Here is a 24,198-nt window from a genome sequence, read left to right as displayed (position 1 = left end):
CGAACCGCCGGGAGCGTCGATTTCAGGGCCGGTCGAACCAGGAGAAGGCGGCGATCCGCCAGCCGTCCGGGGTGCGGACGAAGTGGAAGTGCTTGGTGCCGCCGCCCTCGTACGGTTCGCCGTCGAGGAGGCCGGACTTGCGGTACTCGCCGATGCGGGTCGCGAGGTCGCCGACGATCTCGGTGCGCTCGGCGGTCTCCCACTCGGAGAACTCGACCAACCGGCCGTCGGACAGAAGGCGTTCGCGCGGTTCGATGAATTCCTCCACCGTGTAGACGGTGTAGGTCGGACGGGTCACGACGATCACGCCGCCCGGGACCATCAGGCGGCGGATCCGGTCCACGTCGGCGGGCTTGCCACCGCGGTTGTCGAAGGCGCCGAAGAACTCGGCGGTCACCGCGTCGATTTCACTCTTGGACACGGCATGGAACGTACCATGTCACAGGTCACCTTGCGCAGTGCGGCAACGAGCAGTGCGAGTTCGCCGTCAACGGCCTGACGGGCCGCCGCTGCGCGAGCATCAACGCCTCGCCACCACCGAGGAGGACCGCCTCCTGCACGGCTGAGCCCCGAATCGACGTCGCCTGGCCACCGATCAACGTCAGCCGACCGTCGCACAACATCAGCCGACCACCGAACAACGTCAGCCGATCGCCGAACGACCTCAACGGGTGAGCCCGCGCAGCAGCAGCTCGGCGAGCTGCGCATAGGCCTCCGCGTCGGCCAGACCGGTGGCGACGGCGACTTGGCGCTGCTGGATGCGGACCATCACCGAGCTGATGACCTCGGCGGCGAACGCGACGTGGACCTCGCGGAACACGCCCGCCGCCACGCCCTCCTCGATCAGCTGCTGGATCCGGCCCGCCGCCGCCCGGGTGTTGCGCTCATAGACCTCGGCGGCGGGCCGGAACGCTGCCACGTCGTCGAAGAAGACCGGTGCGACGGGCGCGAGTTCATCGGCCACCGCGCGCAGGTAGGCCGCGAGCCGGGCGGTCGGGTCGGTCTCGGCGGCCAGCGCGGCCTCCACCCGGGCGGTGGCGCGCCGGAAGAAGTGCACCGCCACGCGCCGGACCAGCTGCTCCTTGCTGTCCGCGAGGCCGTACAGGGTGCGCTTGGAGCAGTGCAGCCGGGCGGCCAGCTCATCCAGGGTGAACCCGGCGAAGCCCTCGGCGATCACCAGGGCCACCAACTCGTCGAACAGCTCCGACCGGCGGGCCGCGCCGCGGCCGGTCAGCCTGGGAGCGCCCACGGCGGAGGACTCGATCATGCGGCCAGTATTACAGGCCGCTTGCAGCGCCGCGTATCCGCAGGTCACCACGTGCGCTACGCTAAGCGGTACTGACGTACCTCCTTGAGTACCGCTTTGGAGTCGCCGTGGCCGTCGACCGCATGCTCCCCACCCAGGACGCAGAGGATCTGATCGCCCTCGTCCGCGAGATCGCCGATCGCGAGCTCGCCACTCGAGTCGAAGAGCACGAGAGCACCGAGAGCTACCCCGAGGGCCTGTTCGGCATCCTCGGCCAGGCCGGGCTGCTGAGCCTCCCCTATCCCGAGGAGTTCGGCGGCGGCGGCCAGCCGTACGAGGTCTACCTCCAGGTGCTGGAGGAGCTGGCCGCCCGCTGGGCCGCCATCGCGGTCGCCACCAGCGTGCACACCCTGGCCTGCCACCCGCTGTACGCCTTCGGCACCGACGAGCAGAAGCAGCGCTGGCTGCCCGACATGCTGGCCGGTGCCATGGTCGGCGGCTACAGCCTCTCCGAGCCGCAGGCCGGCTCCGACGCCGCCTCGGTCAACTGCAAGGCCGAGCCCACCCCGGACGGCTACCGGATCACCGGCACCAAGGCCTGGATCACCCACGGCGGCCGGGCCGACTTCTACTCGCTGTTCGCCCGCACCGCGCCCGGCGGCAAGGGCATCTCCTGCTTCCTGGCGCCCGGCGCCACCGAGGGCCTCACCTTCGGCGCCCCCGAGCGGAAGATGGGCCTGCAGGCGGTGCCCACCACCGCCGCCTACTGGGACGGCGCGGTGCTGGAGGCCGACCGGCTGATCGGCACCGAGGGCCAAGGGCTGCAGATCGCCTTCAGCGCCCTCGACGGCGGCCGCCTCGGCATCGCCGCCTGCGCCACCGGCCTGGCCCAGGCCGCTCTGGACGCCGCGGTCGACTACGCCAACGAGCGCACCACCTTCGGCAAGAAGATCATCGACCACCAGGGGCTCGGCTTCATGCTGGCCGACATGGCCGCCGCCGTCGACTCGGCCCGGGCCACCTACCTGGACGCGGCCCGGCGCCGCGACGCCGGCCGGCCGTTCAGCCGCCAGGCCAGCGTGGCCAAGCTGATCGCCACCGACGCCGCCATGAAGGTCACCACCGACGCCGTCCAGGTGCTCGGCGGCTACGGCTACACCCGGGACTTCCCGGTTGAACGTTATATGCGCGAAGCCAAGATCATGCAGATCTTCGAGGGAACCAACCAGATTCAGCGGCTCGTTATCAGCCGCGGGCTGTCCAGCTGACGGCCCGTCACCTCAGACGCCACCCCAGGAACTCCCCCAAGGAACCTCATATGGACCTCACCGGATCCGCTGCTCTGGTCACCGGCGCCGCCTCCGGCCTCGGTGCCGCCACCGCCGCCGCCCTGGCGGCCCGCGGTGCCACCGTCTACGGCCTCGACCTGGAGAAGGCGATCGAGGCCGCCGGCGAGCAACTCGACGGCGTCACCCTGCTCTCGGCCGACGTCACCCATGAGGCGCCGGTCCGCGAGGCGCTCGCCCGGATCGAAGCCGACGGCGCCCGGCTGCGCGTCGCCGTCAACTGCGCCGGCATCGCCCCCTCCGCCCGGATCCTCGGCCGCAAGGGCGCCCACGACCTCGACCTGTTCCGCACGGTGATCGACGTCAACCTGATCGGCACCTTCAACGTGATGCGGCTGGCCGCCGAGGCCATCGCGCGGCACGAGCCGGATGGCAACGGCCAGCGCGGCCTCATCGTCAACACCGCCTCGATCGCGGCCTTCGAGGGCCAGGTCGGCCAGATCGCCTACGCCGCCTCCAAGGCGGGCGTGGCCGGCATGACCATCACCGCCGCCCGCGACCTGGCGCAGTACGGCATCCGGGTCGTCACCATCGCGCCCGGCATCGTGGACACCCCGATGATGGCCGGCTTCGGCGACGAGGTGAAGGCCGGGCTCGCCGCCAGCGTCACCTTCCCGCAGCGGCTGGCCGACCCGACGGAGTACGCCCGCCTGGTCACCATGGTCGCCGAGCACGACTACCTGAACGGCGAGACCATCCGGATGGACGGCGCGCTGCGGATGTCGGCCCGCTGACGCCTCGCCCCAACGGCGCGGGCCCGCCCGGTGGTTCGGGCGGGCCCGCGGTCGCTCAGGGGTCAGCCGGCGTGCACCGCGCTGACCAGGTCGGGCAGCAGCGCGGCTGCGTCGGGGGTGCCGAGGCCGGTGATCGGGTCCCAGCCGGTGGTGGCGGGGTAGCCCGGGACCGTCGGGTCGGTGGTGTTGTTGCCGAGCGTCTGGTCGTTGAAGTCGGCGGCGTACTTGGCCGGGTCAGAACTCAACTTGTACAGCGCCGGATTGATCTGGCCCAGCCCGCCGCCGTTCAACTGGTCGGCGATCGAGATCAGGCCGGCCGTCTCCGGGCAGGCCAGCGAGGTTCCCCCGATGTCGTACCAGCCCGAGCTGCACGCCGTGGCACCGCACTTGAGGCCGGAGGAGCCGTCCGGCGGCAGCGACACGTAGACCAGCGCACCGGTACCGGGCGCGGCCTGCAGCGCGATGTCCGGGACGCCGCGCATGGCGCCGATCGCGGTGGAGCCGGCGGGCAGCGACGACTGGTAGTCGGGCTTGCCGAAGAACTGGCTGTAGCCGCCGCCGGATCCGCTCCAACCGACCTCGGCCGCACCGGGGTTGGACTGGCAGGCGGACGGGTTGTCACTGCTGTCCGCCGTCCGTCCGCTCACCGCGTTCGGGTCGGTGCACAGGAAGGTGCCGCCGACGCCGGTGACCAGCGGATCGGAGGCCGGCCAACCCACCGACGGGTAGGGCAGGGTGGTGCCGCCCGACTTCACCGGGGTCTTGGTGGAGCCGGCCGAGCCGCCGTCGCCGGACGAGCTGAGCACCGTGACGCCGTTCTGGGCCGCCGACTCGAAGGCGTGCCGCAAGTGCTCCAGGGGCGCCTCGCTGCCGAACGCCCCCTCGTCACTGGAGAAGGACTGCGAGATGACGTTCGCCAGGTGGTGGTCGACCACGTACTGCTCGGCGTCCATCATCTGCGGCAGGCCCTGGACGCCCAGGGTCTCGGCGGTGGGGGTGGTGACCAGCAGGATGTTGGCGCCGGGAGCCATCGCGTGCGCGGTCTCCACGTCGAGTGCGACCTCCAGGTCCCAACCCGCCTTGTCCTCCTGCCCGGTGCCCTGGCTGGTGGGCGGCGGTGCCACGGTGGCCGGCGAGCCCTGCAGGTGCAGCTCGCTGAAGTTCGGCATGCCCGGCCGGCAGGTCACGCCCTCCTCGCCGCACATCGCGGTGACGCCGAAGGCCTGGTCGAAGACGTGCAGATCGTGCGCCATGGTGTCGCTGCCGTAGGAGTCGACGATCGCGATGGTCTGGCCGCGGCCGTCGTTGCCGTTGGCGTACAAGGGGCCGACGTCGTAGGCCGCGCGGACCGCCTGCGGGCTGAAGCACCGCCGGCCGGCCGCCGCGCACTGGGCCTGGGTGGGGGGCGTGGTACCGGACGACAGCTGCAGGTAGTCGGCGACGGTGGGGTGCACGGCCGGATAGGCGGCGGACGCGGTGGCGCTGCCGACCGGGGCGGCGAGCACGCCGGTGGCTGCGAGGGCCAGGCTGCTGACACCCGCGAGCAGCAGGCGGCGCATGGTGGTGGCCTTCAAGTAGTCCTCCATGAGGGGTGGTTGGGGGACCTGCGGCGCGAGTGTACGAGTGTGGCCAGCCACCCCTCAATGGATCTGACGCGATCGTCAGCGAAGACTCAGCCTCGCGCGTCCGCCACCAGGGTGGTGAACGGGTGCGGACGGCTCGGCTGCCAGCCCAGCGCGGTGACGGTCCGCTGGGCGGAGACCACCTGGTTGAGGCCCAGCGCCTCGGCGAACAGCGCGCCGAACGCCGCGGTGGCGGCCTCGGCCGGCCACGGCTCGGCGCGGCCGGTGCCGCCCGCGGCGACGTCCGCCACCGCGGCGAGCGCGGCCACCGGCACCTCCTCCAACGCGACGCCGTGCAGCACACCGCCGGGCGCGTCCTTGCCCAGCGCCAGCGCGTACAGGTCGGCCAAGTCCTCGACGTGCACCACGGGCCAGCGGGTCCCGGCCGTACCCACGTACCGCCCGGTGCCGTGCTCGCGCGCCCAGCCGACCATCATCGCCGGGATCCCGCCGCCGTTGCCGTACACGATCCCCGGGCGCAACACCGTTGCCCGCACCCCGTCCGCCGCCGCGTCGAGCACCTGCTGCTCGATCCGCGGGCGGTAGCCGACGATGGGGATCGGGTTGGCGGCCGCCTCCTCGTCGACCGGCGCGTCGCCGGTGGCGCCGAGCACCCAGACCCCGCTGGTGTACACGAACGCCCGCCCGGTCCCGCGCAACGGCGCCAGCAGCGCGTCGATGGCCGCCGAGTCCGCCGCCTCGTCACCGGTGGGCGTGGCGATGTGCACCACCGCGTCGATGTCATCGGTCACGGCGGCGCCCAGCGACGCCGGGTCGCTCAGGTCGCCCACCCGGTGCGGGAGTTCGGGTGCGATCTTGGCGGAATCACGCACCAGGCGGATGATCTCGTGGCCGTCCTGGACGAGCCGGTCAACCGCGGCGGCGCCGATGTAGCCGGTGGCGCCGAGTACCAGGATCTTCATGATTGTCCCCTCCGTCTGCAGTCGTCTTGCCGTGATTACGCTACGCCAGACCCTCACTTGACTAAACGTCAGCCCCGCGAGAGGTCGCCGTCACGTCAAGTCCGGAAAACACCGGCGGCGGAGCCCGCCCGGAACGCCTCCCACTCCCCCCTGGTCAGCGCCGGCTCCTCAGAGCTCCAGCCGCATGATCCGGCTCGTGGTCCGGTACCCGAGAGCGCTGTAGAGGTTGTAGGCCGTGGTGTTGTCCTCGAAGACGTTGAGGGCCATCGACGCCGCCCCGAGCCGCCGGGCGGCCTCGGCCCCGGCGTCCATGACGGCGCGGCCGTAGCCCTTGCCCCGATGCGTCTCGTCCACCTCGACGTAGCAGACATAGGCCTCCGAGTGGGCCGCGGACGAGCGGATCTCGAGCCACAGCGTCCCGACCCGCTCACCCGTCACCCCGTCGCGCGCCACCCACACATGGTGCCCGGGCGTCGCGAGCCCCTTCGACAGGTACCGGTGGAAGTTCTCGCGGGACTTCGCCGGCGCTTCCTCCGGGGACCAGGCCCCCGCCCGGACCTTCGCCTCCGCATACCTCGCGATCTGCGGATCGGCCCAGGGGCCGAACTCGTCCTCGGTCATCGGTTCCAAGCGAACGGCGCGCATCAGCTTCGTCATGGCGATCGACCCTAGGACATCGGTCCGGCCGCGAGGAAGGGACACTCACCTGGTCTCAGCTGACCGCTCCTGTCGGACATCGGCTCCGCGGCCGCGGCCGCGGCCAGACTGCGCACCCGGCGCCACCTGAATCATTGCTTCCGCACAACGTCCGGGGCGGAGCGCCACCAGGAGGTCAACCAGGTAGCTCTTTGTCGGCGAGATGAACATCCAGCGAGACGACGCGGCTCCAGCGCACCTTCCGGCGCACGACCCGAAGCCCCGTCAGCCCCGCCAAGCGGATGGCGTCGCTGTCCGAAGGGCGCACCGCAGACCTCGGCTTCACCCCGCAGTGGCGTGCGATGCGCCGGTGTGCGTCTGCCGGCCATCGCTCGTCGAGGCGGGCCGGAGGGCTGTCCTCGACGAGCGGCGTCCTGGCCGGCGCCTACCGTCTGCCGCCGGGCTGACGGCCCGGCCTCACTTCAGGTGCCGGCCGTAGAACCGGACCCCGTCCTCCACTTCGAACCACGGGGTGCCGACATGGCCGCCCGGATTGGCGTGCAGCGTCTTGGCCTTGCTGCCGAAGGCGTCGAACAGGTCCAGGGCCCGCTGCCGGGGGTTGCCCTCGTCGTCCCACTGCAGCAGGAACAGCAGCGGAATGGTGACCTGCCGGGCCTCCTCCCGCTGGGCGCGGGGCACGTAACCACCGGCGAAGAAGCCGGCGGCCGCGATGCGCGGCTCGACCACTGCCAGCCGGATGCCGACGGCGGTCCACCCCGAGTACCCGACCGGGCCGTCGATTTCGGGCAGCGAGAGGAGGGCGTCCAGGGTGGTCCGCCATTCCGGGACCGCCTTTTCGACCAGCGGGCCGACGAAGGACTCGAAGATCTCATCGACCGGCCGGCCGGCCCGCATCGCTCGGCGGAGGTCGGCGCGGGCCTGCTCGTCGGCGGCGGAACGGGGCCGGTCACCGCAGCCGGGGGCGTCGATGGTGGCCACCGCGTAACCGCACGCCGCAGTGTGCCGGGCCCGGGCCACCAACCGGGGTTCGCCCTTGGGCAGGCCGTTGTTGTGGGCCATCAGGATCAGCGGAGCCGGTGCGGATCCAGGCGTCCACAGGGTGCCGGGGGTCTCCCCGAGGCTGAACTGGCGTTCGAGGACGCCGTCATCGAGGAGCAGTTCCGAGGTGAATTGCACGGTCGTGCCTTTCGGGAGTGCGCTTGAGCGGCGCTCCCGGACGACCTATCGCCCGACCGTGACCCCGGAGGAGAGCACCCATGTCGTTACTGCGTTCACGGGTACCACCTCCTCGTTCTCTCGCACGGCCACCGGCAAGCTAGCAGCCGCCGCGGTGGTACGCCAAACGGGTTTGCGCGCGCTCCGTGGCCGGACACCACGGAGCCACCCCATCGGCCGGTAGCGGGCCCGGACTGCACGAGGTCGCCGGGTCGCCCCCCGACGGGCGCCGCTGCCGGGTGCCACGGTCGGCCGCCGGCACCTCAGGCGCCGGCCAGCTCGGCGTTCGCCCGCTCCGTCACCAGGGTCAGCACGCGGCCCGCGACGGCGAGGTCCTCCTCCGGGATGCCGGCGTAGAGACGGGCGGTGATCTCGGCGCTCTCGGCGGCGGTGGTGTCGGCCAACTCCCTGCCCGCTTCGGCGAGCCGCAGCCGGCGCCCATCCGCCGGGTCGTCTTCCAGCAGCTTCGCGGCCGCCATCTGCCCGACGACGCCGCGCACGATCGACTCGTCGATCTTCAGCGAGCCGGTGACGTCGGCGATGAGCGCGTCCCGGCCGATGGCACCGCCCGCTTGCACGACGGCCCGGAGCGTCACGCTCTGGTGGAACGTGATGCCGTGCCGGGCCAGCACGCCCTCCAGGAGGGCGCGCGCGGCATTGTGCGCCAGGGCTATGATCCGGCCGTTGACCGTGGGTGAGCTGGTGGTCATGGTTGCTCCTCGTCGTTCTCGGTGTGCGGATCAAGGTTTACGTCGAGCAGGGCGGCCAGTTCGCGGGTGAACTTCCGGGTGCGCGGGCTGTCCTGTCCGCCGAGCGGCTCCAGCAGCTGGTCCAGTAGGCCCTGGACCAGCGTGATCGCGCGGCGGGTGACCTCGCTCCCCTGCTCGGTGAGCGACAGCCGCATGGCGCGCGGGTCGCTCGGGTCGCGGGTGCGGGCGACGAATCCGGCGGACTCCAGGGCACGGGCGAGCTTGGAGACGTACAGTGGTTCGAGCCCGGTGCGATCGGCGAGTTGACGCTGGCTGGGTTGCAGACCGGAGCGCCGCAGGCCGTGGAGCGACGCCATCAACGCGTACTGGGCATGGGTCAGGCCGAGCGGCGCGACCGCCCGGTCGACGGCCACCCGCCACTTCATCGACAGGCGCCAGACCAGAAATCCCGCCGTGGCGCGCTCAGTTGCTTGGCTCACAGCGAGATACAGTACATGGCTACTATGTCCATGGCTACTACTTATCGGCGTCTCACCCAGCATGACGGCCAGTCAGGACCAACACGCTGGTCCGACCCGGCCGTTGCCGCCTGGTCCGGCTGCACGCGCGCTACCGGCGCCGACCGAGTCGGCGGGCGGTCGAGCCCCAGCCGGTGAGTCGACGCATCACGTCACCGCTTCGATCGGCGGCTCCTCCGGGAACGGCCCCGGCCCTCTCCGGGAGCCACGGAGAGGGCCGGCTGCCAGGACCGGCGTCCCACTCCACGACCAGGCGCGGAGTGTCCGGGGAACCGGTCAGCGGCGGTTGGTCCAGATGCCCTCGATGGGCTCGGCGTAGAGGTCGTTCTTGGTCAGGCTGGGCAGGTCCAGTGCCGCCTCGATGGTGCGCAGCACGCTGTAGTGGGTGTAGCGGTCGGCGGCGGTGCTACCGGCCTTGACGCCCTGGGACCCGAGGATGATGGTCGGGATCCGCTGGAGCTGCTTCTGGCCGTCGGCCGCGTCCTCGTCCCAGGTGAGGACGAGGAGCGAGCGCTGGTTCCGCCAGGCCGGCGAGTCGAAGATGGTCGGCAGGGTCTTGGAGAGCCAGGTGTCGCCGGCCTTGACACCGCAACCCTCCATGTCGTCGCAGTCGTCGGCGCTGAGCCAGGAGAAGGTGGGGGTGGTGGCCGTCTGCTGCAGGTCGGTGCTCAGCTGGGTGAGCGGCTGCAGGTGTGCCGCGCAGTTGACCGGGCTGCTCTTGATGTCGTTGAAGAAGTAGAAGGGCAGGTCGTCAATGGTGTAGGCGCCGTGGGAGCCGGTGTCGCAGGGCCCGGCCGCGTTCTCCATGTAGCCGCGCCAGCTGCCCCCCGCGTTGTCGACCAGGTCGCCGATGTGCTGGGCGTTGACGGTGCTGTCGAACGGGGTGTTGCCGCTGACGTTGAAGAGGCTGCCGCCGGCCAGGGCCACGTAGTTGGGGTCGCTGGGGTGCGTCTCGCCAAGCGCGTCGGTGAGGTTCGCGCCCTTGGGCAGCAGGCTGTTGAGGTAGGGCGCCTGGCTCTTGTTGCCGATGATGCCGCTGTAGTCCTGGTTCTCCATCATGACGACGAACACGTGGTCATAGCCCGGGACCTGCGCCACCGGCGGCACCGGGCTCGCCGGGGCCGGGACGGGGGCGGAGATGCGCAGCGAGATGTCGTCGGCGTAGCCCTGGCCGTGGCCGGTGCGGTCGGTGGGCTGGTTGCCGTTGACCGTCAGCACGGTGCGGATCGAACGGGTGCGGGCGGGCACCTTGCCCAGGGACTGTTCGGGGGTCAGCTCGGTGGTGTTGTTGCGCAGCTGTGGGGTGACCGGCGTGAGCGAAGCGGTGCCCAACACCTTGCCCTTGGCGTCCAGGAAGGTGCTGGTGACACCGGCGTTGTCGGTGACCGAGCCGCTGCCGCCCAGCCAGGCCGTCAGGTTGTAGGTGACGCTGCCGGTGTCGATCTGCTTGGCGGCGGCCGACACGTCCGCGGTCTGGGTACCGGTACTGACGCCGCCACCACCACCGGAGAAGAAGTTCTGGCCGCGGTCCACCGGGCCGGGCGTGGTCAGCTTCGGATAGTCGCCCACACCCTCGCCTCCCGTCGCGCCGTAGGCCACCGAGTTGAGCAGGCCGGTGACCTTCCAGCCGGGCACGGTGTTGGTGTCGACGCCGTCCAGGGTGCCCTCACCTTGCTCGGCTCCGCCGTTGACGACGAGGTTGGGGCCGGTGCCGGTGTCCGGCTGCGGGGGAACGACGACCGGCGGTGCAGCCAGGACGGTGAGCGTGAGCGGGCCCGCCAGGACGCTGTAACCGTCGTTCGCGAAGAAGTAGACGCTCCACGTGCCCGCGGCCAGGCCGTGGGTGTCGAAGGTGACGGTTCCGCCGGCGTTGGGTGTGTACTGCCAGAGGGCCGAGGACTGCGACCCCGGGGTGTCCGAGGAGTGGTAGATCCCGACCCAGTTCTTGGCACTCAGGTCGGTCGCCGGAACGCTGTAGGCGAAGGTCACCTTGTCACCCAGGGTGACCGGGGTCGCAGTGGTCTGGGTGAGGGTCGACCCGCTGCTCTGGGCTGCCGAGGCGGCGGAGGGTCGAGGGGTCGGCGGGAGCGAGGACGCCTGGCCGGCGCCGGCGGCGAGCAGCGAACCGGCCACCGCGAGGACGACGCCGGAACGAACGGCCTTGCGAGCGCGCCACTCCGAGTGGCCTGTCAGTTGTATAGACATGATTGGGAGCCTGGTGAGATGCCGTGGCCTGCCGCCGTCCCTCAGATAGCGACACCATGGCCCGCCAGGAAACGTTTGCACATGAGCCGACCGCCTGTCAGGTGCATTGCGGGGCCTGCCCCGGAGCCCCGGGCGCTCGGCCATCCCCGTGGATCGGGCCACCAACCACGGCCGGACGTGGCACGCTTGAGCGGTGGCCGCGGCGCCCGCCGATCGGTGGGCGGTCGCTTCCCGCCGGGTGCCGGACGTGATCTGATGGGTGGCCGCGCGGGGGCACGGCCGGGGGCCGTCGGCCGCAGGGTGGCACCCGTGGCGGTTCCCGCGTGCGGGAGCAGGGAACGGGAACCAGGAAACGGGAACCAGGGGGACGCGATGACCGCAGACGATGCCCACTCGAGCGAGGCGAACGACGGGTTCAGCATCAATCTCGACATCCACGTACCGCACTCCGCCCGCATGTACGACTACTACCTCGGTGGCGTCACCAACTTCCCGGCCGACCGGGAGGCCGCCGGCCGTGCCCTGGCGGTGTTCCCGTACGCCAGGGCCGCGGCGCGCGCCAACCGGGCGTTCATGCACCGCTCGGTCAGGTTCCTCGCCCAGCGGGGCATCGACCAGTTCCTCGACATCGGCACCGGGATCCCCACCTCGCCGAACCTGCACGAGGTCGCCCAGGGCGTGAACCCGGCCGCCCGCATCGTCTACGCCGACAACGACCCGATCGTCCTCACCCACGCCGAGGCGCTGCTGCGCAGCACGCCCGAGGGCCGCACCGCGTACGTCCAGGGGGACGTCCGCGAGCCCGAGAAGGTGCTCACCGGAGCCCGCGAGGTGCTCGACTTCTCGCGGCCCGTCGGGCTCAGCATGAACGCGCTGCTCCACTTCATCGCCGACAAGCCGGACCGGACCGCCGCCGACCTCGCCGAGGTGTTCAAGTCCCATCTGTCACCCGGTAGTTCGCTGGCCATCAGCCACTTCACACCCGACTTCGCCGCCGCCGAGGCGCAGCGGCTGGTCCAGGTGTACCAGTCCTCCGGGACGGATCTCCAGGCCCGCACCCTGGCGGAGGTCGCCGCGCTTTTCGACGGCTGGGACCTGGTGGAGCCCGGCATCGTCTCCACCCCCCGCTGGCGCCCGAACCCGGAGTCGGACGGCGACCCGGTCACCGACGCCGAGTCCTCCTGCTACGCCGGGGTCGCCTTCCGGCGCTGAGCGCCCCCCGGAGGGCCCGTCAGTTCCGGTGGGCCCTCCGACCGGCGCCGCGAGGGCAGGAGTTCCCACCAGCTCGACCGCCCGGGGTCGGTCAGACGTTCTCCAGCAGCAGGACCGCCCAGGTGCCCGGTTCGAGCGCCCGGAACACGTGCGGCACGTCCGCGGGGTAGGCGGTGTAGTCACCGGGCAGGAGCTCGTGCGGCTCGTCCGCGATGCCGACCAGCGCTCGTCCCCGGCAGACGACGACGTGTTCCACGGCGCCGGCCAGGTGCGGGTCGGAGGTGCGCTGACTCCCCGGCTCGGCGGCGATGGTGTAGATGTCGCGGCGCGCGGCCGGCGGGCAGGCGGCGAGCAACGCGGCCTGGTAGGACGACTCCGAGGCCAGGACCGCCGGGCCCTCGCCGGCCCGGACCACCCGGACTCGCCTGGTGGGCAGGTCGATCAGCCGCGAGAACGGGATCCCGAGGGCGTTGCAGAGCGCCCAGAGGGTCTCCAGGCTGGGATTGCCGACGCCGGATTCCAGTTGGGAGAGCGTGGACTTGGAGACCCCGGCGCGCCGGGCCACCTCACTGAGCGTCAGGTCCGCGCGCCGCCGCTCGCGGCGCAGCGCCGCCGAGATGACCTGCATCGGCGCCACCGTGGCCGCCGGACCCTGACCCGCACCGTCCGCGTCCATCCGCCCACCGTCCCGGCTTGACCAACTCACTGAACGATGTTCATCATAATCGACATGCGTTCGATTTGGCGAACACTCGACCCGGGAATCCTCCGCGGGATCGCCCTGGTCTGCCTCTCCGTCGGTGCGATCGGGGTCTCCTACGGCGCGATCGCCGTCACCAAGGGCTTCCCGCTGTGGTTCCCGGTGCTCAGCGCACTGGTCGTGCTGGCCGGCGCCTCGGAGTTCCTGTTCGTCGGCATCATCGCGGCGGGCGGCAATCCGATCACCGCGGTGCTGGTCGGCCTGCTGGTCAACGCCCGCCATCTGCCGTACGGCCTGGCGCTGCCGCCCGGGGTGGTCCGGCCGGGTTGGCAGCGGTTCCTGGCGACCCACCTGATGAACGACGAGAGCGTCGTGCTCGCCCTCGCCGAACCGGACCTGCCCCGCCAACGCGCGGCCTACTGGACCTGCGGCCTCGGAATGCTGGTCTGCTGGCCGGCCGGCGCGCTGGTCGGCGCCCTGGCCGGGAACTTCGTCCACGACACCGACGCGCTCGGCCTGGACGCGATGTTCCCGGCCGTGATCCTCGCGCTCATCCTGCCGGCCATGAAGGACCTCGGCGTTCGCCACGCCGCTCTCGGCGGATGCGTGATCGCACTGGTCAGCGTCCCGTTCACGCCCCCCGGACTGCCCGAACTGCTGGCCCTGGGCGCGGTCGCGCTGAAGCTGCTGCCCACGCGCGACGACCGTACGCCGCGCCCCGAGGAGGCTGCCCCGTGACATCCCGCCCGACGGTCGTGATCGCCTTGCTGGTGCTCTCCGCGGGCACCTTCGCCTTCCGGTTCGCCGGCCCGGCGCTGCGCTCGAGGTTCAGCTTTCCCAAGCGCGCCGAGGACCTGCTCGGCGCCGCGGCCATCGTGCTGCTCGCCTCGCTGGTGGCGACCACCGCGCTGACCAGCGGGCACGGCTTCAGCGGATTCGCCCGCCCGGCCGGTGTGCTGGTCGGCGGCGTGCTGGCGGCCCGCAAGACGCCGTTCCTGGTGGTGGTCATCGCCGCGGCGGCGACCACCGCGATACTTCGGCTGCTGCACGTCTCCTGACGGATCGTCAGGGAACGCATCCGCCAGCCGCCATGAGGATGTCGTCCGCCGCCCGGAGCACGAACCGCTCAGGCGACCGCGACCCCGGTGGCGTGGTGGGCGGCGAGCATCACGGTCAGCACGGTGTCGCGGATCCGGGCGGGGCGTGCCGACTTCTGGGACAACGGTAGCCGGCGGCCGGTCTCGGCTCGGCCGGGTGGCACGGGGTGCCACCCGGCCGGCTGCCGTCACGCGTGGGTGCGGCCGCGCAGCGAGGTGCCGGCGACCACCACACCGGCCAGCAGCACCGCTCCTGCGACGAGCAGCGCGAGCCGGGTACCGGCCGGGTTGCCGGAGGCCTGGCCGAGCACCACCCCGAGCACCGCGACACCGAGCGAAGCACCCACCTGGCGGGCCGAGTTGAGAGCGCCCGCGCCGATTCCGGCGAACTCGGCCGGCACCGAGCCGGCCATCCCGGCGACCAGGGCGGGCATGGCGAACGAGACGCCGAACCCGAAGAGCGCCAGACCCACCACGGTCGCCGCCAGGGCCAGGCCCGAGGTGCCGGTGAACGGCGCCTGCAGCAGCGCTCCGGCGGCCATCAGGGCGAATCCGATGGTGGCCGGGCGGCGCGGCCCGATCCGGCCGACCAGCCGCCCGGTGAAGACCGGGTTGACGGCGGTGGGCACGGTCAGCGGCAGGAAGGCCAGGCCGGCGCTGAACGAGGAGTAGTGGCGGCCGTCCTGGAAGAACAGCGACAGCACGAACAGCAGTCCGGACAGCCCGAAGTTGGCGAGCAGCCCGGCCACCAGCGCGGCCGAGAACCCGCGGTTGCCGAACATCCGCGGCGGCAGCATCGCCGCATCGCCGGCCCGCCGTTCCGCCGCGACGAAGACCACCGCCCCGACCACCGCCACCGCGGACGCGGCCAGCACGTCGACGGCTCCCCAGCCGCCGGCCGGCCCCTCGATCAGGGCGTAGACCAGGGCGGCCAGCGACACGACGCCGCTGAGCTGGCCGGTCAGGTCGAGCCCGCCGCGCTGCTTGCGCGCGGTCTCCGGCGCCCGGCGGGCCGTGATGACCAGGCTGACCAGGGCCAGCGGCACATTGACCAGGAAGATCGCCCGCCAGCCGACGGTCTCGGTGAGCACACCGCCCACCACCGGGCCGGCGGCCAGCGCCGCGCCCGTGATCGCCGCCCAGGAGCCGACCGCCCTGGCCCGCCGGGCCGGGTCGACATAGGCGTTGGTGATCACCGCGAGCGAGGACGGCAGCAGCAGCGCACCGGGGATGCCCAGCGCCAGCCGCAGCACCACCAGCACGGTGAGGCCGTCCGCGGCGGCCGACAGACCGGAGAGCACCCCGAAGGCGACCAGTCCGCACAGGAAGACGCGGCGCCCGCCGAACCGGTCCGACAGCCAGCCGGCGGTGAGCAGCAGGGCGGCGAAGGTGACGGTGTACCCGTTGGTGACCCACTGCAGCCCGCTCAGGCCGACGTGCAGCGATGCGGAGATGGCGGGGAGCGCCACCGAGACGATCGTCATGTCCAGCAGGACCATGAAGTAGCCCAGCGAGAGCCCGATCAGCAGCACGCGGGACGGCCCGCTCGGGCTGGTCGGCTCGGCGACGGTTTCCGGCGCCGTCTGCGTTGCCATGGAGTTCTCCTAGCTCGAAGAAACGCTCGTACCGCCTGGCATCCGATTTCCCGGGCGGCGGTGCGATCCATTCAACCGCCGCCGGAAGCCGAATTGGCCGCGCCGGTTGCGGGAATAGCCGATGGCTGCCATCGGTTCAGCCGATGACCACTCAAGGAGGGCGAGAACCGGTGGAGTTGAGGCAGCTCAGGGCGTTCGAGACGGTCGCGCGGACGCTCAGCGTCACCCGGGCCGCCAAGGAACTGCATTACGCGCAATCAAGCGTCAGCGACCAAATCCTGTCGCTGGAACGCGAACTCGGAGTGAGTCTGCTCAACCGCTCGCAGCGCGGGGTGCGGCTGACTCCGGAGGGAGTGGTGCTCGCCGAGTACGCCGAGCGCATCTTCAAGCTGGTCGAGGAGGCCCGGTTCGCGGTCACCCGGCCCGGCCTGGAGCTGGCGGTCGGCACCCAGGAGGCGGTGAGCCAGCACCTGCTGCCGCCGGTGCTGAGCCACTACCGCGCCGAGTATCCGCAGGCGCGGGTCCGGGTGGGGTTGGGCAACCGCGGCGAGCTGTACCGGGCGGTGCTCCGGTCCGATCTGGACCTGTGCCTGGCGTTCGGCAGCGTGCCCGCCGACCCCGCGCTGCGCTCGGAGACGCTGGTCGAGGAGCCGCTGGTGGTGATCGTGCCACCGGGGCACCCGCTGGCCGGATCCGGCCGGGCCCGGCTGGCGGAGCTGGCCCCGGAGTCCTTCCTCGCCACCGAGAAGGGCTGCGGTTTCCGCGAGATGTTCGACACCGCCTTCGCAGGGGGGAAGGAGCCGGTCGCCGAGGTGTCCAGCATCGGCACCCTCGGCGCGTGCGTGGCGGCCGGGATGGGGAGTGCGCTGCTTCCGCTGGTCTCGGTGCGGGCCCAGGCGGACCGCGGCGAGGTGGCCGTGGTCGAGGTCGGGGACGCCGATCTGCGCGCCGCGGTGAGCATGACCTGGCTGGACCGCAACTCCGCGAACCCGAATCTGCGCGCCTTCCAGTCGGTGCTGCGCGAGCGGCTCGCCGGCTGAGCGGGTCTTGCGGCGCACCTCCCCGACCGCTGTGACGGCAGTCTCAGATACTTTCCGGCCCTGTTAGAAGCAACACAAAGAACCGCGAAATCCGGACACGAACGTACAACAATCGAACGATCTGAGCTTCTTCTGAGGTTTATGCCCCAATTCGGGGCCTAGTCTGCACCCCGGATTGCCTTGGCCCCGGCTGCGGCGGCCGCCAGGCCCCGCGATCGGACCGGGACGACCCGGAAGAGAGGACTAGACACGTTGAGTGCGCCTGAGTCGACCACGGCTTCGCATCACAACTACCGCCGCACCCTGGGCACGATCAGCCTGACCGCCGTCGGTCTCGGTTCGATCATCGGCTCCGGCTGGCTGTTCGGCGCCGAGCGCGCCGCCAAGCTGGCCGGCCCCGCCGCCCTGCTCGCCTGGGTGATCGGTGCGGCGGTGGCCCTGGTCATCGCACTGACCTACAGCGAGCTCGGCTCGATGTTCCCCAAGGCCGGCGGCATGGTCCGCTACGGCCAGTACTCGCACGGCTCGCTGGCCGGCTACCTGGCCGCCTGGGCCAACTGGATCGCGATCGTCTCCGTGATCCCCGGCGAGGCGACCGCCTCGGTGCAGTACATGAGCTCCTGGAACTTCGGCTGGGCCCACGGGCTGTACAACGGCGAGGAGCTCACCACCAGCGGTGTCGCGCTGGCCAGCGTGCTTCTGGTCATCTACTTCGTGCTCAACTGGTTCGCCATCACGCTCTTCGCGAAGACGAACACCGCCATCACGGTGTTCAAGGTGGTCGTTCCGGTGCTCACCGCCAGCGCCCTGCTGCTGTCGCACTTCGACAAGCACAACCTGACCGCCCAGGGCGGCTTCGCCCCGCACGGCTGGAACGCCGTCTTCACCGCCGTCGCCACCTCCGGCATCGTCTGGGCCTACAACGGCTTCCAGTCGCCGCTGAACCTGGCCGGCGAGGCGCGCAACCCGGGCAAGTCGCTGCCCAAGGCGGTGATCAGCTCGATCCTGATCGCGCTGGTGATCTACCTGGCGCTGCAGACCGCCTTCCTCGGCGCGCTTCCGCACGACGGCCTGGCGCACGGCTGGAGCGCGCTCAACTACAAGTCGCCGCTGGCCGACCTGGCCACCGCCTGGGGCCTGAACTGGCTGGCGCTGCTGCTCTACTCGGACGCCTTCATCTCGCCGAGCGGCACCGGCATGATCTACGCCGCGACCACCTCGCGCATGATCCACGGTGTCCAGGAGAACGGCCACCTGCCGTCGATCTTCGGCCGCGTCGACCAGAAGACCGGCGTGCCGCGTCCGGCACTGCTGCTCAACCTGTTCATCGCGTTCCTGTTCCTGGCCGTCTTCCGCGGCTGGGGCTCGCTGGCCTCGATCGTCTCGGTGGCCACCGTGATCTCGTACATCACCGGTCCGGTCGCCGTGATGGCGCTGCGCCGGCTCGCTCCCGAGCTGCCGCGCCCGGTGCGGCTGCGCGCCATGCCGGTGATCGCCCCGATCGCCATGGTCTTCGGCTCGCTGGTGCTCTACTGGGCCAAGTGGCCGCTCACCGGCAAGGTGATCGTCCTGATGGCCGCCGGCCTGCCGATCTGGGCCTGGTACGAACTGCGCAAGCCGTGGGAGGTGCTCAAGCCGCACCTCAAGGCGGGCGTCTGGATGGTCGCCTACCTGGTGGTGATGGCGGGCGTCTCCTGGGCCGGCAGCAAGCAGTACGGCGGTCACGGCTACCTGCGGGAGCCGCTGGACCTGGTGATCGTCGCGCTGCTCGGCCTGGCCTTCTACTTCTGGGGCGTGCGCAGCGCCTGGTCGAACCCCTCGCTCGACCAGGTGAAGGCCGAGCTGGCCGAGGCGGCCGGGGCCGAGCCGGCCGACGCCGAATCGGCCGACGCGGCGGAGCCGGCCAAGGCATGATCCCCGGCCCGCCGCCCGGCGGCGGGCACCCGCGGCGGCTGCCGGCCCGGCAGACGGAGGCGCTGCTCCGTCTGCCGGGCCGGCGGCCGTTTCCCAGGGCCCGGACCGCGCCGACCCCCACCTGACTGCTCGCCCGTCGAACTCACGGTCTATCGTCCGGGCAGACGGTGCACATCGATCGGTGGTCCCAGGGGGCGGCGGAGAGTCATGGCGGAGCAGAGCCAGAGCATGATCACCTCGGACCGGCCGGCCCAGGCCGGGCCGGCGGACGGCGCGGGGCCACCACCGACGCGGCGCGGGCGGATCGGTTCGCTGGAACTGCTGGTGGTCGGTCTGGTGGTTCTGATGGCCGGGCGGCAGTGGCTGGCCGGCTGGTTCACGGCACCCGGAGTGCAGGCCTGGGCCACGGTCTTCGTGGCCATCTGCGTGCAGGCGGTCCCGTTCCTGGTGCTGGGCACGCTGCTGTCGGCGGCGATCACCGCGCTGGTGCCGGCCTCCTTCCTGCAGCGGGCGCTGCCCCGGCGGCCGGTGCTCGCGGTGCCTGCGGCGGGGCTGGCCGGCGCGGTGCTGCCGGGGTGCGAGTGCGCCTCGGTGCCGGTGGCGGACGGGCTGATGGCACGCGGGGTGGCGCCGGCCGCCGCGCTGGCCTTCCTGCTCTCCGCGCCGGCGATCAACCCGGTGGTGCTCACCGCGACGGCGGTCGCGTTTCCCGGCCGCCCGGAGGTGGTGCTGGCCCGGTTCGCCGCCTCGCTGGTGACCGCCGTGGTGGTGGGCTGGCTGTGGGCGCGGTTCGGGCGGCCCGAGTGGCTGCGGCCCTCGGCGCGGCGGGAGCGGCCGGACGGTGAGGGCCGGTGGACGGCGTTCCGGGGGGCGTTCGTGCACGAGTTCCTGCACGCCTCCGGCTTCCTGGTGATCGGCGGCATCACCGCGGCCACGTTGAACGTGGTGGTGCCGCGGCAGTGGCTCGGCCGGCTCGCCGGGCTGCCCGGCGTCTCGGTGCTGGTGCTGGCGCTGCTGGCGGTGGTGCTGGCGGTCTGCTCGGAGGCGGACGCGTTCGTGGCGGCCAGCCTCAGCGCCTTCCCGCTCGCGGCCCGGCTGGCCTTCATGGTGGTCGGCCCGATGGTGGACGTGAAGCTGGTGGCGATGCAGGCGGGAACCTTCGGCTGGTCCTTCGCCTGGCGGTTCTCCGCCACCACCCTCACGGTCGCGGTGGCGGCCTCGGCGCTGGCCGGGTGGTGGCTGCTGTGAAGCGCGAGGTGCAGGCGATCCTGCTGGTGCTGCTCGGATCCGCGGTGCTGCGGATCTCGCTGTTCAGCGACACGTATCTGCGCTACGTCCGGGCGGCGTTGCGGCCGTACCTGATCACCGCCGGGGTGCTGGTGGTGGCGCTGGGGGTGCTCACCGCCGTGGCCGCGCTGCGCGGCCGGCAGCCGGCGGAGCACGACGGCCACGGCCACGACCACGGCCACAGCCATGCCCACGGCCCGCGGATCGCCTGGCTGCTGGCGCTCCCGGCGGTCGTCATCCTGCTGGTCGCGCCGCCCGCGCTGGGCTCGTACACCGCCCAGCGCGCGGGCAACACCGTGGCCAAGCCGGACGGCGCGACCGGGTTCCCGCCGCTGCCCGCCGGCGATCCGCTGTCGCTGCCGCTGTCCGAGTTCGAGGTGCGGGCCGACTGGGACCCAGCCAAGCCGCTGCGGGACCGCCGGGTCCAGCTGCTCGGCTTCGTCACGCCGAAGAGCGGCGGCGGCTGGTACGTCACCCGACTGGTGATCAGCTGCTGCGCGGCCGACGCGGTGACCTACAAGGTCGAGATCCGGGGAGCCCAGATGCCGCCCGCGAACAGCTGGGTGACGGTGACCGGGGTCTGGCAGCCCGAGGCCGACGCCGGCCGGTCCGACGCGGTGCCGGTCCTCAACGCCTCCCAGGTGGTGCCGGTTCCCCAACCGCGCGATCCCTATGCGTGATCATCCTCACCGTCCGTGTGGAGCAACGGATTCGGCCTCCGTCCACGTCCCTCTCCACAGGGGAGATCAGACGCTTCGTCACCCAGTCGCACCGGCCGGCCGAGCCGGGTGCGGCGTGTTTGTGAAACGAGAACCAGTTTGATGGTGAAGACCACTCGGCGTACGACCGTGCTGCTGACCGGCGGCATAGGGGTCGCCGCCGCACTCGCGCTCATCCCCATGGCACCGGGCGGTGGCGGCAAGGTGACCGCGTCCGCGCCGAGCGGCTCCCCGAGCAGCAGCCCCGGGGTGGGCAGGCCGTCGGGGTCGCCGACGCCCTGGGACGGCAAGGTCCGGGTGATCGGCGACGGCTCGACCTCCGACACCGGCCCGGAGCCCAAGCAGCTGGTGCCGCAGAAGCTCAAGCCGGGTCAGAAGCCGCCGCAGTTCGTGGTGTTCTCCTGGGACGGCGGCCTGGAGGGCGACGAGCACCTGTTCTCGCACTTCCGCGAGGTGGCCAAGGAGAGCAACGCCCAGATGACGTTCTTCCTGACCGGCATCTACCTGCTGCCCAACTCCAAGCGCTACCTCTACCAGCCGCCGCAGCACCCGGTGGGAACCTCGGCCATCGACTTCCCGACCGACCAGCACATCAAGGACACCCTGGAGCAGCTGCGGCAGGCCTGGGCGGACGGCGACGAGATCGGCACCCACTTCAACGGCCACTTCTGCGGGTCCGGCGGCGGCGGCGACTGGAGCAGCGCCGACTGGCTCAAGGAGACCCAGCAGGCGTACTCCTTCGTCGAGAACTGGAAGACCAACACCGGTTACACGGACATCCCGCCGCTGCCCTTCGACTACCAGAAGGAACTGGTCGGCGGCCGGGCGCCGTGCCTGGAGGGGCAGAAGACCCTGCTGCCGGTCGAGAAGCAGCTCGGCTGGCGCTACGACGCCAGCTCCCCCGGCGACTTCCAGATCTGGCCGGCCAAGACCGACGGGATCTGGAACTTCCCGCTGCAGGAACTCCCCTATCCCGGCCAGAACTTCCAGGTCCTGTCGATGGACTTCAACTTCCTGGCGAACCAGTCCAACGGCGACCCGAACGGCGATCCGTCCAAGTACGCCCAGTGGGAGAAGACCGCCCGGGACGGCTACCTGAACGGTTTCGAGCGCGCCTACAACGGCAGCCGGGCACCGCTGTTCATCGGGAACCACTTCGAGACCTGGAACGGCGGCATCTACATGAAGGCCGTCGAGGACGTGATGCGGACCGTCTGCACCAAGCCCGAGGTGCAGTGCGTCTCCTTCAAGGAGCTCGCCGACTGGCTGGACGCCCAGGACCCCAATGTGCTCGCCCAGTTGCGCACGCTCGACCCGGGCCAGGCCCCGGACTGGTCCACCTTCATCAAATGACCGGCCGCGCCCGGTGACCTGGTTCCCCGGTGACCCGCGTCACCGGGGAAGCAGGCCGCGGGCGACCCGCTCCACCGAGGAGCCCGCTTCCCCGAAGGGCCTGCCGACCGCCGGAGTTCAGCCGGTCGGCAGGCCCTTGAGGTAGCTGCTCCAGATGTCCAGCGGATAGGCGGTGGCGGCCGCGGACTTGGCCGGGTCCCCCTGGCCGTCCAGCGGCAGGGTCTGCACGCTCTTCGCGTCGAGCCGGAACACCGTGACGGCCGTGGAGACCTGGCCGCTGTAGCCGACGAACCAGCCGGCGGTGTTGTCCTGCGTGGTCCCGGTCTTGCCCGCCGCCGGCCGGCCCGGCACCCGGGCCGCCTGCGCGCTGCCGTGCTGCACCGCTTCGGTCAGCGCCGCGTCCACCTGCTGCGCCACGGTGGCGCTCAACGCCCGGCTGGCGGCCGGCTTGGTCACGGTGACACCGGCGCCGTTCCGGGTGATCCGCACCACCGAGTAGGGCTCGGTGTGCATGCCGCCGGCGTCGAACGTCGCGTAGGCGTCGGCCATCCGGATCGCGCTCGGGGTGGAGTTGCCGAGTGAGAACGCCGGCACCTGCGCGCCCATGCTCTCGGGGAGCAGCCCCAAGCCGACCGCGGTCTGCCGGACCCGGTCCAGGCCCACGTCCAGGCCGAGTTGCTCCATCGGACTGTTCACCGACTGCGCCACCGCCTGTTGCAGACTGATCGTCCCCCAGGACTTGCCGCCGTCGTTGACGCCCTTGACGATCTTTCCGTTGCGGTCCCAGTACGGGCCCACCGGGGTCATCAACTGCGCCTGGTCGTTGCCGTTGTAGGCGCTTTCGGGGGTGACCGGGGTGCGGCCGCCGTCCACCTGCTTCTGCACGCCCTGGCTCAGCGCCGCGGCGTAGACGAACGGCGTGAAGGCGGTACCGGCGGGCACGATCGCGGCATTGGCGTTGTCATAGCCCTGTTTCAGGTAGTCGGGACCGCCGTAGACGGCGAGCACCCGGCCGTCGGTGGCCACCGAGGCCGCCCCCACCCGCAGTTGGTCGTCGGCCTTCAGCCGGCCGGCCGCGTCCCGCACCGAGGCGGCCAGCGCCTGCTCCTTCGGCTTCTCGAAGGTGGTGTAGATCTGGTAGCCGCCGAGGTCGAACTGGGCGTCGGTGATGCCGGTGTGCGAGGTCACGTACTGCCTGGCCATGTCCACCAGGTAGCCGGTCTGACCGGCGAGACCGGGCTGCTTCGGCGGGGGCAGCGGCTCGGGGAAGGTGGTGTAGGTGGCCCGCTCGGCCGGGGTGAGCCGGCCGATGTCGACCATCCGGTCCAGGATCCAGTTCCACCGGTCCACCGCACGCTGGTGGTTCTCCGGGCCGCCGGCCGGGTCGTACAGCCCGGCGCCCTTGAGCAGTGAGGCCAGGAACGCGCCCTGGCTGGGGTTGAGCTGGGAGGCGTCCACGCCGTAGTACGCCTGCGCGGCGCGCTCGATCCCGTAGGCGCCGCGGCCGTACCAGCTGGTGTTGAGGTAGCCCTCCAGGATCTGCTGCTTGCTCAGCTTCTGGTCGAGCTTGACGGCCATGAATATCTCGGTGAGCTTTCGGCTCACCGTCTGCTGCTGATTCAGGTAGGCGTTCTTCACGTACTGCTGGGTGATGGTGGAACCACCCTGGGTCTCCTGACCGGCGGCCATGTTGTAGACGGCCCGGACCATGCCCTGCGGCGAGACGCCGGCGTCGGTGTAGAAGCTCTCGTTCTCGGCGGCCAGCGTCGCCCACTGCACGCCCTGGGGTATCTGGTTCAGCGGGATGTCCTCCCGGTTGATCTCCCCGGTGCGGGCCATCTCGGTGCCGTCGGCCCAGTAGAAGATGTTGTTCTGCTGGGTGGCGAAGGCCTTGAGATCGGTGGGTATCTTGGTCTGCCAGTAAAGGAAGGCCACCAGGCCGACCAGGCAGGCGGTGCCGAGCAGCACGATCCGCACCATGTGGCGCCAGGACGGCAGCCAGCGGCGCAGACCGGTGCGGTCCGGGCGCGGGTAACCCCGGGGGCGCCCCCGCCGGTGCCTGTGCTTGTGCGAAGCGGGGGTGCCCCGGAACGGTGTCATACGCC

General features: G+C 71.5%; 23 protein-coding genes and 1 pseudogene. 10 read left to right on the top strand and 14 right to left on the bottom strand.

Annotation, left to right across the window (positions count from 1 at the left end; translation table 11 throughout):
* Positions 1–22: 22 nt before the first annotated feature.
* Both LN042_RS01590 and LN042_RS01585 read right to left on the bottom strand, forming a co-directional pair.
* Positions 23–421: a Cif family virulence factor gene (locus LN042_RS01590; protein ID WP_230047893.1), complete on the bottom strand. Its 399-nt coding sequence runs from the start codon at positions 419–421 to the stop codon at positions 23–25.
* A gap of 243 nt (positions 422–664) precedes the next feature.
* Positions 665–1,267: a TetR/AcrR family transcriptional regulator gene (locus LN042_RS01585; protein WP_230047892.1), complete on the bottom strand. Its 603-nt coding sequence runs from the start codon at positions 1,265–1,267 to the stop codon at positions 665–667.
* Positions 1,268–1,374: 107 nt separating this feature from the next.
* Here LN042_RS01585 and LN042_RS01580 point away from each other — a divergent pair, with 107 nt between their 5' ends.
* Complete coding sequence (locus LN042_RS01580) at positions 1,375–2,514, top strand: acyl-CoA dehydrogenase family protein (RefSeq protein WP_230047891.1); 1,140 nt, start codon at positions 1,375–1,377, stop codon at positions 2,512–2,514.
* A 50-nt stretch (positions 2,515–2,564) separates the two neighbouring features.
* Positions 2,565–3,326: an SDR family NAD(P)-dependent oxidoreductase gene (locus LN042_RS01575; protein WP_230047890.1), complete on the top strand. Its 762-nt coding sequence runs from the start codon at positions 2,565–2,567 to the stop codon at positions 3,324–3,326.
* A gap of 62 nt (positions 3,327–3,388) precedes the next feature.
* Here LN042_RS01575 and LN042_RS01570 read toward each other — a convergent pair whose 3' ends face one another.
* From LN042_RS01570 to LN042_RS01535, 8 genes and pseudogenes are all read right to left on the bottom strand, one after another.
* Complete coding sequence (locus LN042_RS01570) at positions 3,389–4,912, bottom strand: S53 family peptidase (RefSeq protein ID WP_230047889.1); 1,524 nt, start codon at positions 4,910–4,912, stop codon at positions 3,389–3,391.
* Positions 4,913–4,998: 86 nt separating this feature from the next.
* Positions 4,999–5,871 (bottom strand): NAD-dependent epimerase/dehydratase family protein, encoded by an 873-nt coding sequence (locus LN042_RS01565; protein WP_230047888.1) that lies wholly within the window; start codon positions 5,869–5,871, stop codon positions 4,999–5,001.
* A gap of 168 nt (positions 5,872–6,039) precedes the next feature.
* Positions 6,040–6,528, bottom strand: coding sequence for a GNAT family N-acetyltransferase (locus tag LN042_RS01560; protein ID WP_230047887.1), 489 nt, complete (start codon positions 6,526–6,528; stop codon positions 6,040–6,042).
* Between the two features lie 193 nt (positions 6,529–6,721).
* Positions 6,722–6,880 (bottom strand): annotated as a pseudogene (locus tag LN042_RS01555) (SAM-dependent methyltransferase); the annotation flags it as partial.
* A 104-nt stretch (positions 6,881–6,984) separates the two neighbouring features.
* A complete protein-coding gene (locus LN042_RS01550; protein WP_230047886.1) occupies positions 6,985–7,704 on the bottom strand; it encodes a dienelactone hydrolase family protein in 720 nt (239 codons plus the stop codon).
* A gap of 302 nt (positions 7,705–8,006) precedes the next feature.
* A complete protein-coding gene (locus LN042_RS01545; RefSeq protein ID WP_230047885.1) occupies positions 8,007–8,453 on the bottom strand; it encodes a MarR family winged helix-turn-helix transcriptional regulator in 447 nt (148 codons plus the stop codon).
* Positions 8,450–8,932, bottom strand: a complete 483-nt coding sequence (locus LN042_RS01540; protein WP_230047884.1) for a MarR family winged helix-turn-helix transcriptional regulator — start codon at positions 8,930–8,932, stop codon at positions 8,450–8,452. The genes LN042_RS01545 and LN042_RS01540 overlap by 4 nt, the downstream gene beginning before the upstream one ends.
* 315 nt (positions 8,933–9,247) lie before the next feature.
* Positions 9,248–11,176, bottom strand: a complete 1,929-nt coding sequence (locus LN042_RS01535) for an alkaline phosphatase family protein (RefSeq protein WP_230047883.1) — start codon at positions 11,174–11,176, stop codon at positions 9,248–9,250.
* A gap of 372 nt (positions 11,177–11,548) precedes the next feature.
* Between LN042_RS01535 and LN042_RS01530 the strand changes: the two genes are divergently transcribed.
* Complete coding sequence (locus tag LN042_RS01530) at positions 11,549–12,388, top strand: SAM-dependent methyltransferase (RefSeq protein ID WP_230047882.1); 840 nt, start codon at positions 11,549–11,551, stop codon at positions 12,386–12,388.
* A gap of 91 nt (positions 12,389–12,479) precedes the next feature.
* On the opposite strand, the gene LN042_RS01525 is transcribed toward LN042_RS01530, so the two are convergent.
* Entirely contained in the window at positions 12,480–13,064 is a 585-nt protein-coding gene (locus LN042_RS01525) for a helix-turn-helix domain-containing protein (RefSeq protein ID WP_230047881.1), read from the bottom strand.
* A gap of 54 nt (positions 13,065–13,118) precedes the next feature.
* On the opposite strand from LN042_RS01525, the gene LN042_RS01520 reads away from it, so the two are divergent.
* A complete protein-coding gene (locus LN042_RS01520; protein ID WP_230047880.1) occupies positions 13,119–13,826 on the top strand; it encodes an AzlC family ABC transporter permease in 708 nt (235 codons plus the stop codon).
* Positions 13,823–14,146 (top strand): AzlD domain-containing protein, encoded by a 324-nt coding sequence (locus LN042_RS01515; RefSeq protein ID WP_230047879.1) that lies wholly within the window; start codon positions 13,823–13,825, stop codon positions 14,144–14,146. The genes LN042_RS01520 and LN042_RS01515 overlap by 4 nt, the downstream gene beginning before the upstream one ends.
* Before the next feature lie 68 nt (positions 14,147–14,214).
* On the opposite strand, the gene LN042_RS37105 is transcribed toward LN042_RS01515, so the two are convergent.
* Both LN042_RS37105 and LN042_RS01510 read right to left on the bottom strand, forming a co-directional pair.
* Positions 14,215–14,349: a hypothetical protein gene (locus tag LN042_RS37105; RefSeq protein ID WP_283843515.1), complete on the bottom strand. Its 135-nt coding sequence runs from the start codon at positions 14,347–14,349 to the stop codon at positions 14,215–14,217.
* A gap of 24 nt (positions 14,350–14,373) precedes the next feature.
* Complete coding sequence (locus LN042_RS01510; RefSeq protein ID WP_230047878.1) at positions 14,374–15,780, bottom strand: MFS transporter; 1,407 nt, start codon at positions 15,778–15,780, stop codon at positions 14,374–14,376.
* Positions 15,781–15,950: 170 nt separating this feature from the next.
* Between LN042_RS01510 and LN042_RS01505 the strand changes: the two genes are divergently transcribed.
* From LN042_RS01505 to LN042_RS01485, 5 genes are all read left to right on the top strand, one after another.
* The gene (locus LN042_RS01505) at positions 15,951–16,820 is read left to right on the top strand and encodes a LysR family transcriptional regulator (protein WP_230047877.1); all 870 of its coding nucleotides are present in this window, start codon (positions 15,951–15,953) and stop codon (positions 16,818–16,820) included.
* 252 nt (positions 16,821–17,072) lie between these two features.
* The gene (locus LN042_RS01500; protein ID WP_230047876.1) at positions 17,073–18,734 is read left to right on the top strand and encodes an APC family permease; all 1,662 of its coding nucleotides are present in this window, start codon (positions 17,073–17,075) and stop codon (positions 18,732–18,734) included.
* Positions 18,735–18,941: 207 nt separating this feature from the next.
* Positions 18,942–19,982, top strand: coding sequence for a permease (locus tag LN042_RS01495; protein ID WP_230047875.1), 1,041 nt, complete (start codon positions 18,942–18,944; stop codon positions 19,980–19,982).
* Entirely contained in the window at positions 19,979–20,701 is a 723-nt protein-coding gene (locus tag LN042_RS01490) for a TIGR03943 family putative permease subunit (RefSeq protein ID WP_230047874.1), read from the top strand. The genes LN042_RS01495 and LN042_RS01490 overlap by 4 nt, the downstream gene beginning before the upstream one ends.
* Positions 20,702–20,842: 141 nt before the next feature.
* On the top strand, positions 20,843–22,093 hold the full coding sequence (locus LN042_RS01485; RefSeq protein WP_230047873.1) for a polysaccharide deacetylase family protein: 1,251 nt from the start codon (positions 20,843–20,845) through the stop codon (positions 22,091–22,093).
* 117 nt (positions 22,094–22,210) lie between these two features.
* Here the strand turns inward: LN042_RS01485 and LN042_RS01480 are convergent, their stop codons facing one another.
* Positions 22,211–24,193, bottom strand: a complete 1,983-nt coding sequence (locus tag LN042_RS01480) for a transglycosylase domain-containing protein (protein ID WP_230047872.1) — start codon at positions 24,191–24,193, stop codon at positions 22,211–22,213.
* Positions 24,194–24,198 lie beyond the last annotated feature (5 nt).

This window comes from Kitasatospora humi (assembly GCF_020907985.1).
Taxonomy (GTDB): Bacteria; Actinomycetota; Actinomycetes; order Streptomycetales; family Streptomycetaceae; genus Kitasatospora; species Kitasatospora humi.
The sequence above is the reverse complement of the archived record's forward strand: the minus strand, read 5'-3'. Positions and strand labels throughout refer to the sequence as shown.

Coding starts and splice junctions, on each gene's coding strand:
- LN042_RS01585 (WP_230047892.1), bottom strand. CDS start 1,267: ATGATCGAGTCCTCCGCCGTGGGCGCTCCCAGGCTGACCGGCCGCGGC.
- LN042_RS01575 (WP_230047890.1), top strand. CDS start 2,565: ATGGACCTCACCGGATCCGCTGCTCTGGTCACCGGCGCCGCCTCCGGC.
- LN042_RS01570 (WP_230047889.1), bottom strand. CDS start 4,912: ATGGAGGACTACTTGAAGGCCACCACCATGCGCCGCCTGCTGCTCGCG.
- LN042_RS01565 (WP_230047888.1), bottom strand. CDS start 5,871: ATGAAGATCCTGGTACTCGGCGCCACCGGCTACATCGGCGCCGCCGCG.
- LN042_RS01560 (WP_230047887.1), bottom strand. CDS start 6,528: ATGACGAAGCTGATGCGCGCCGTTCGCTTGGAACCGATGACCGAGGAC.
- LN042_RS01545 (WP_230047885.1), bottom strand. CDS start 8,453: ATGACCACCAGCTCACCCACGGTCAACGGCCGGATCATAGCCCTGGCG.
- LN042_RS01535 (WP_230047883.1), bottom strand. CDS start 11,176: ATGTCTATACAACTGACAGGCCACTCGGAGTGGCGCGCTCGCAAGGCC.
- LN042_RS01530 (WP_230047882.1), top strand. CDS start 11,549: ATGACCGCAGACGATGCCCACTCGAGCGAGGCGAACGACGGGTTCAGC.
- LN042_RS01525 (WP_230047881.1), bottom strand. CDS start 13,064: ATGGACGCGGACGGTGCGGGTCAGGGTCCGGCGGCCACGGTGGCGCCG.
- LN042_RS01520 (WP_230047880.1), top strand. CDS start 13,119: ATGCGTTCGATTTGGCGAACACTCGACCCGGGAATCCTCCGCGGGATC.
- LN042_RS01510 (WP_230047878.1), bottom strand. CDS start 15,780: ATGGCAACGCAGACGGCGCCGGAAACCGTCGCCGAGCCGACCAGCCCG.
- LN042_RS01495 (WP_230047875.1), top strand. CDS start 18,942: ATGGCGGAGCAGAGCCAGAGCATGATCACCTCGGACCGGCCGGCCCAG.
- LN042_RS01485 (WP_230047873.1), top strand. CDS start 20,843: ATGGTGAAGACCACTCGGCGTACGACCGTGCTGCTGACCGGCGGCATA.
- LN042_RS01480 (WP_230047872.1), bottom strand. CDS start 24,193: ATGACACCGTTCCGGGGCACCCCCGCTTCGCACAAGCACAGGCACCGG.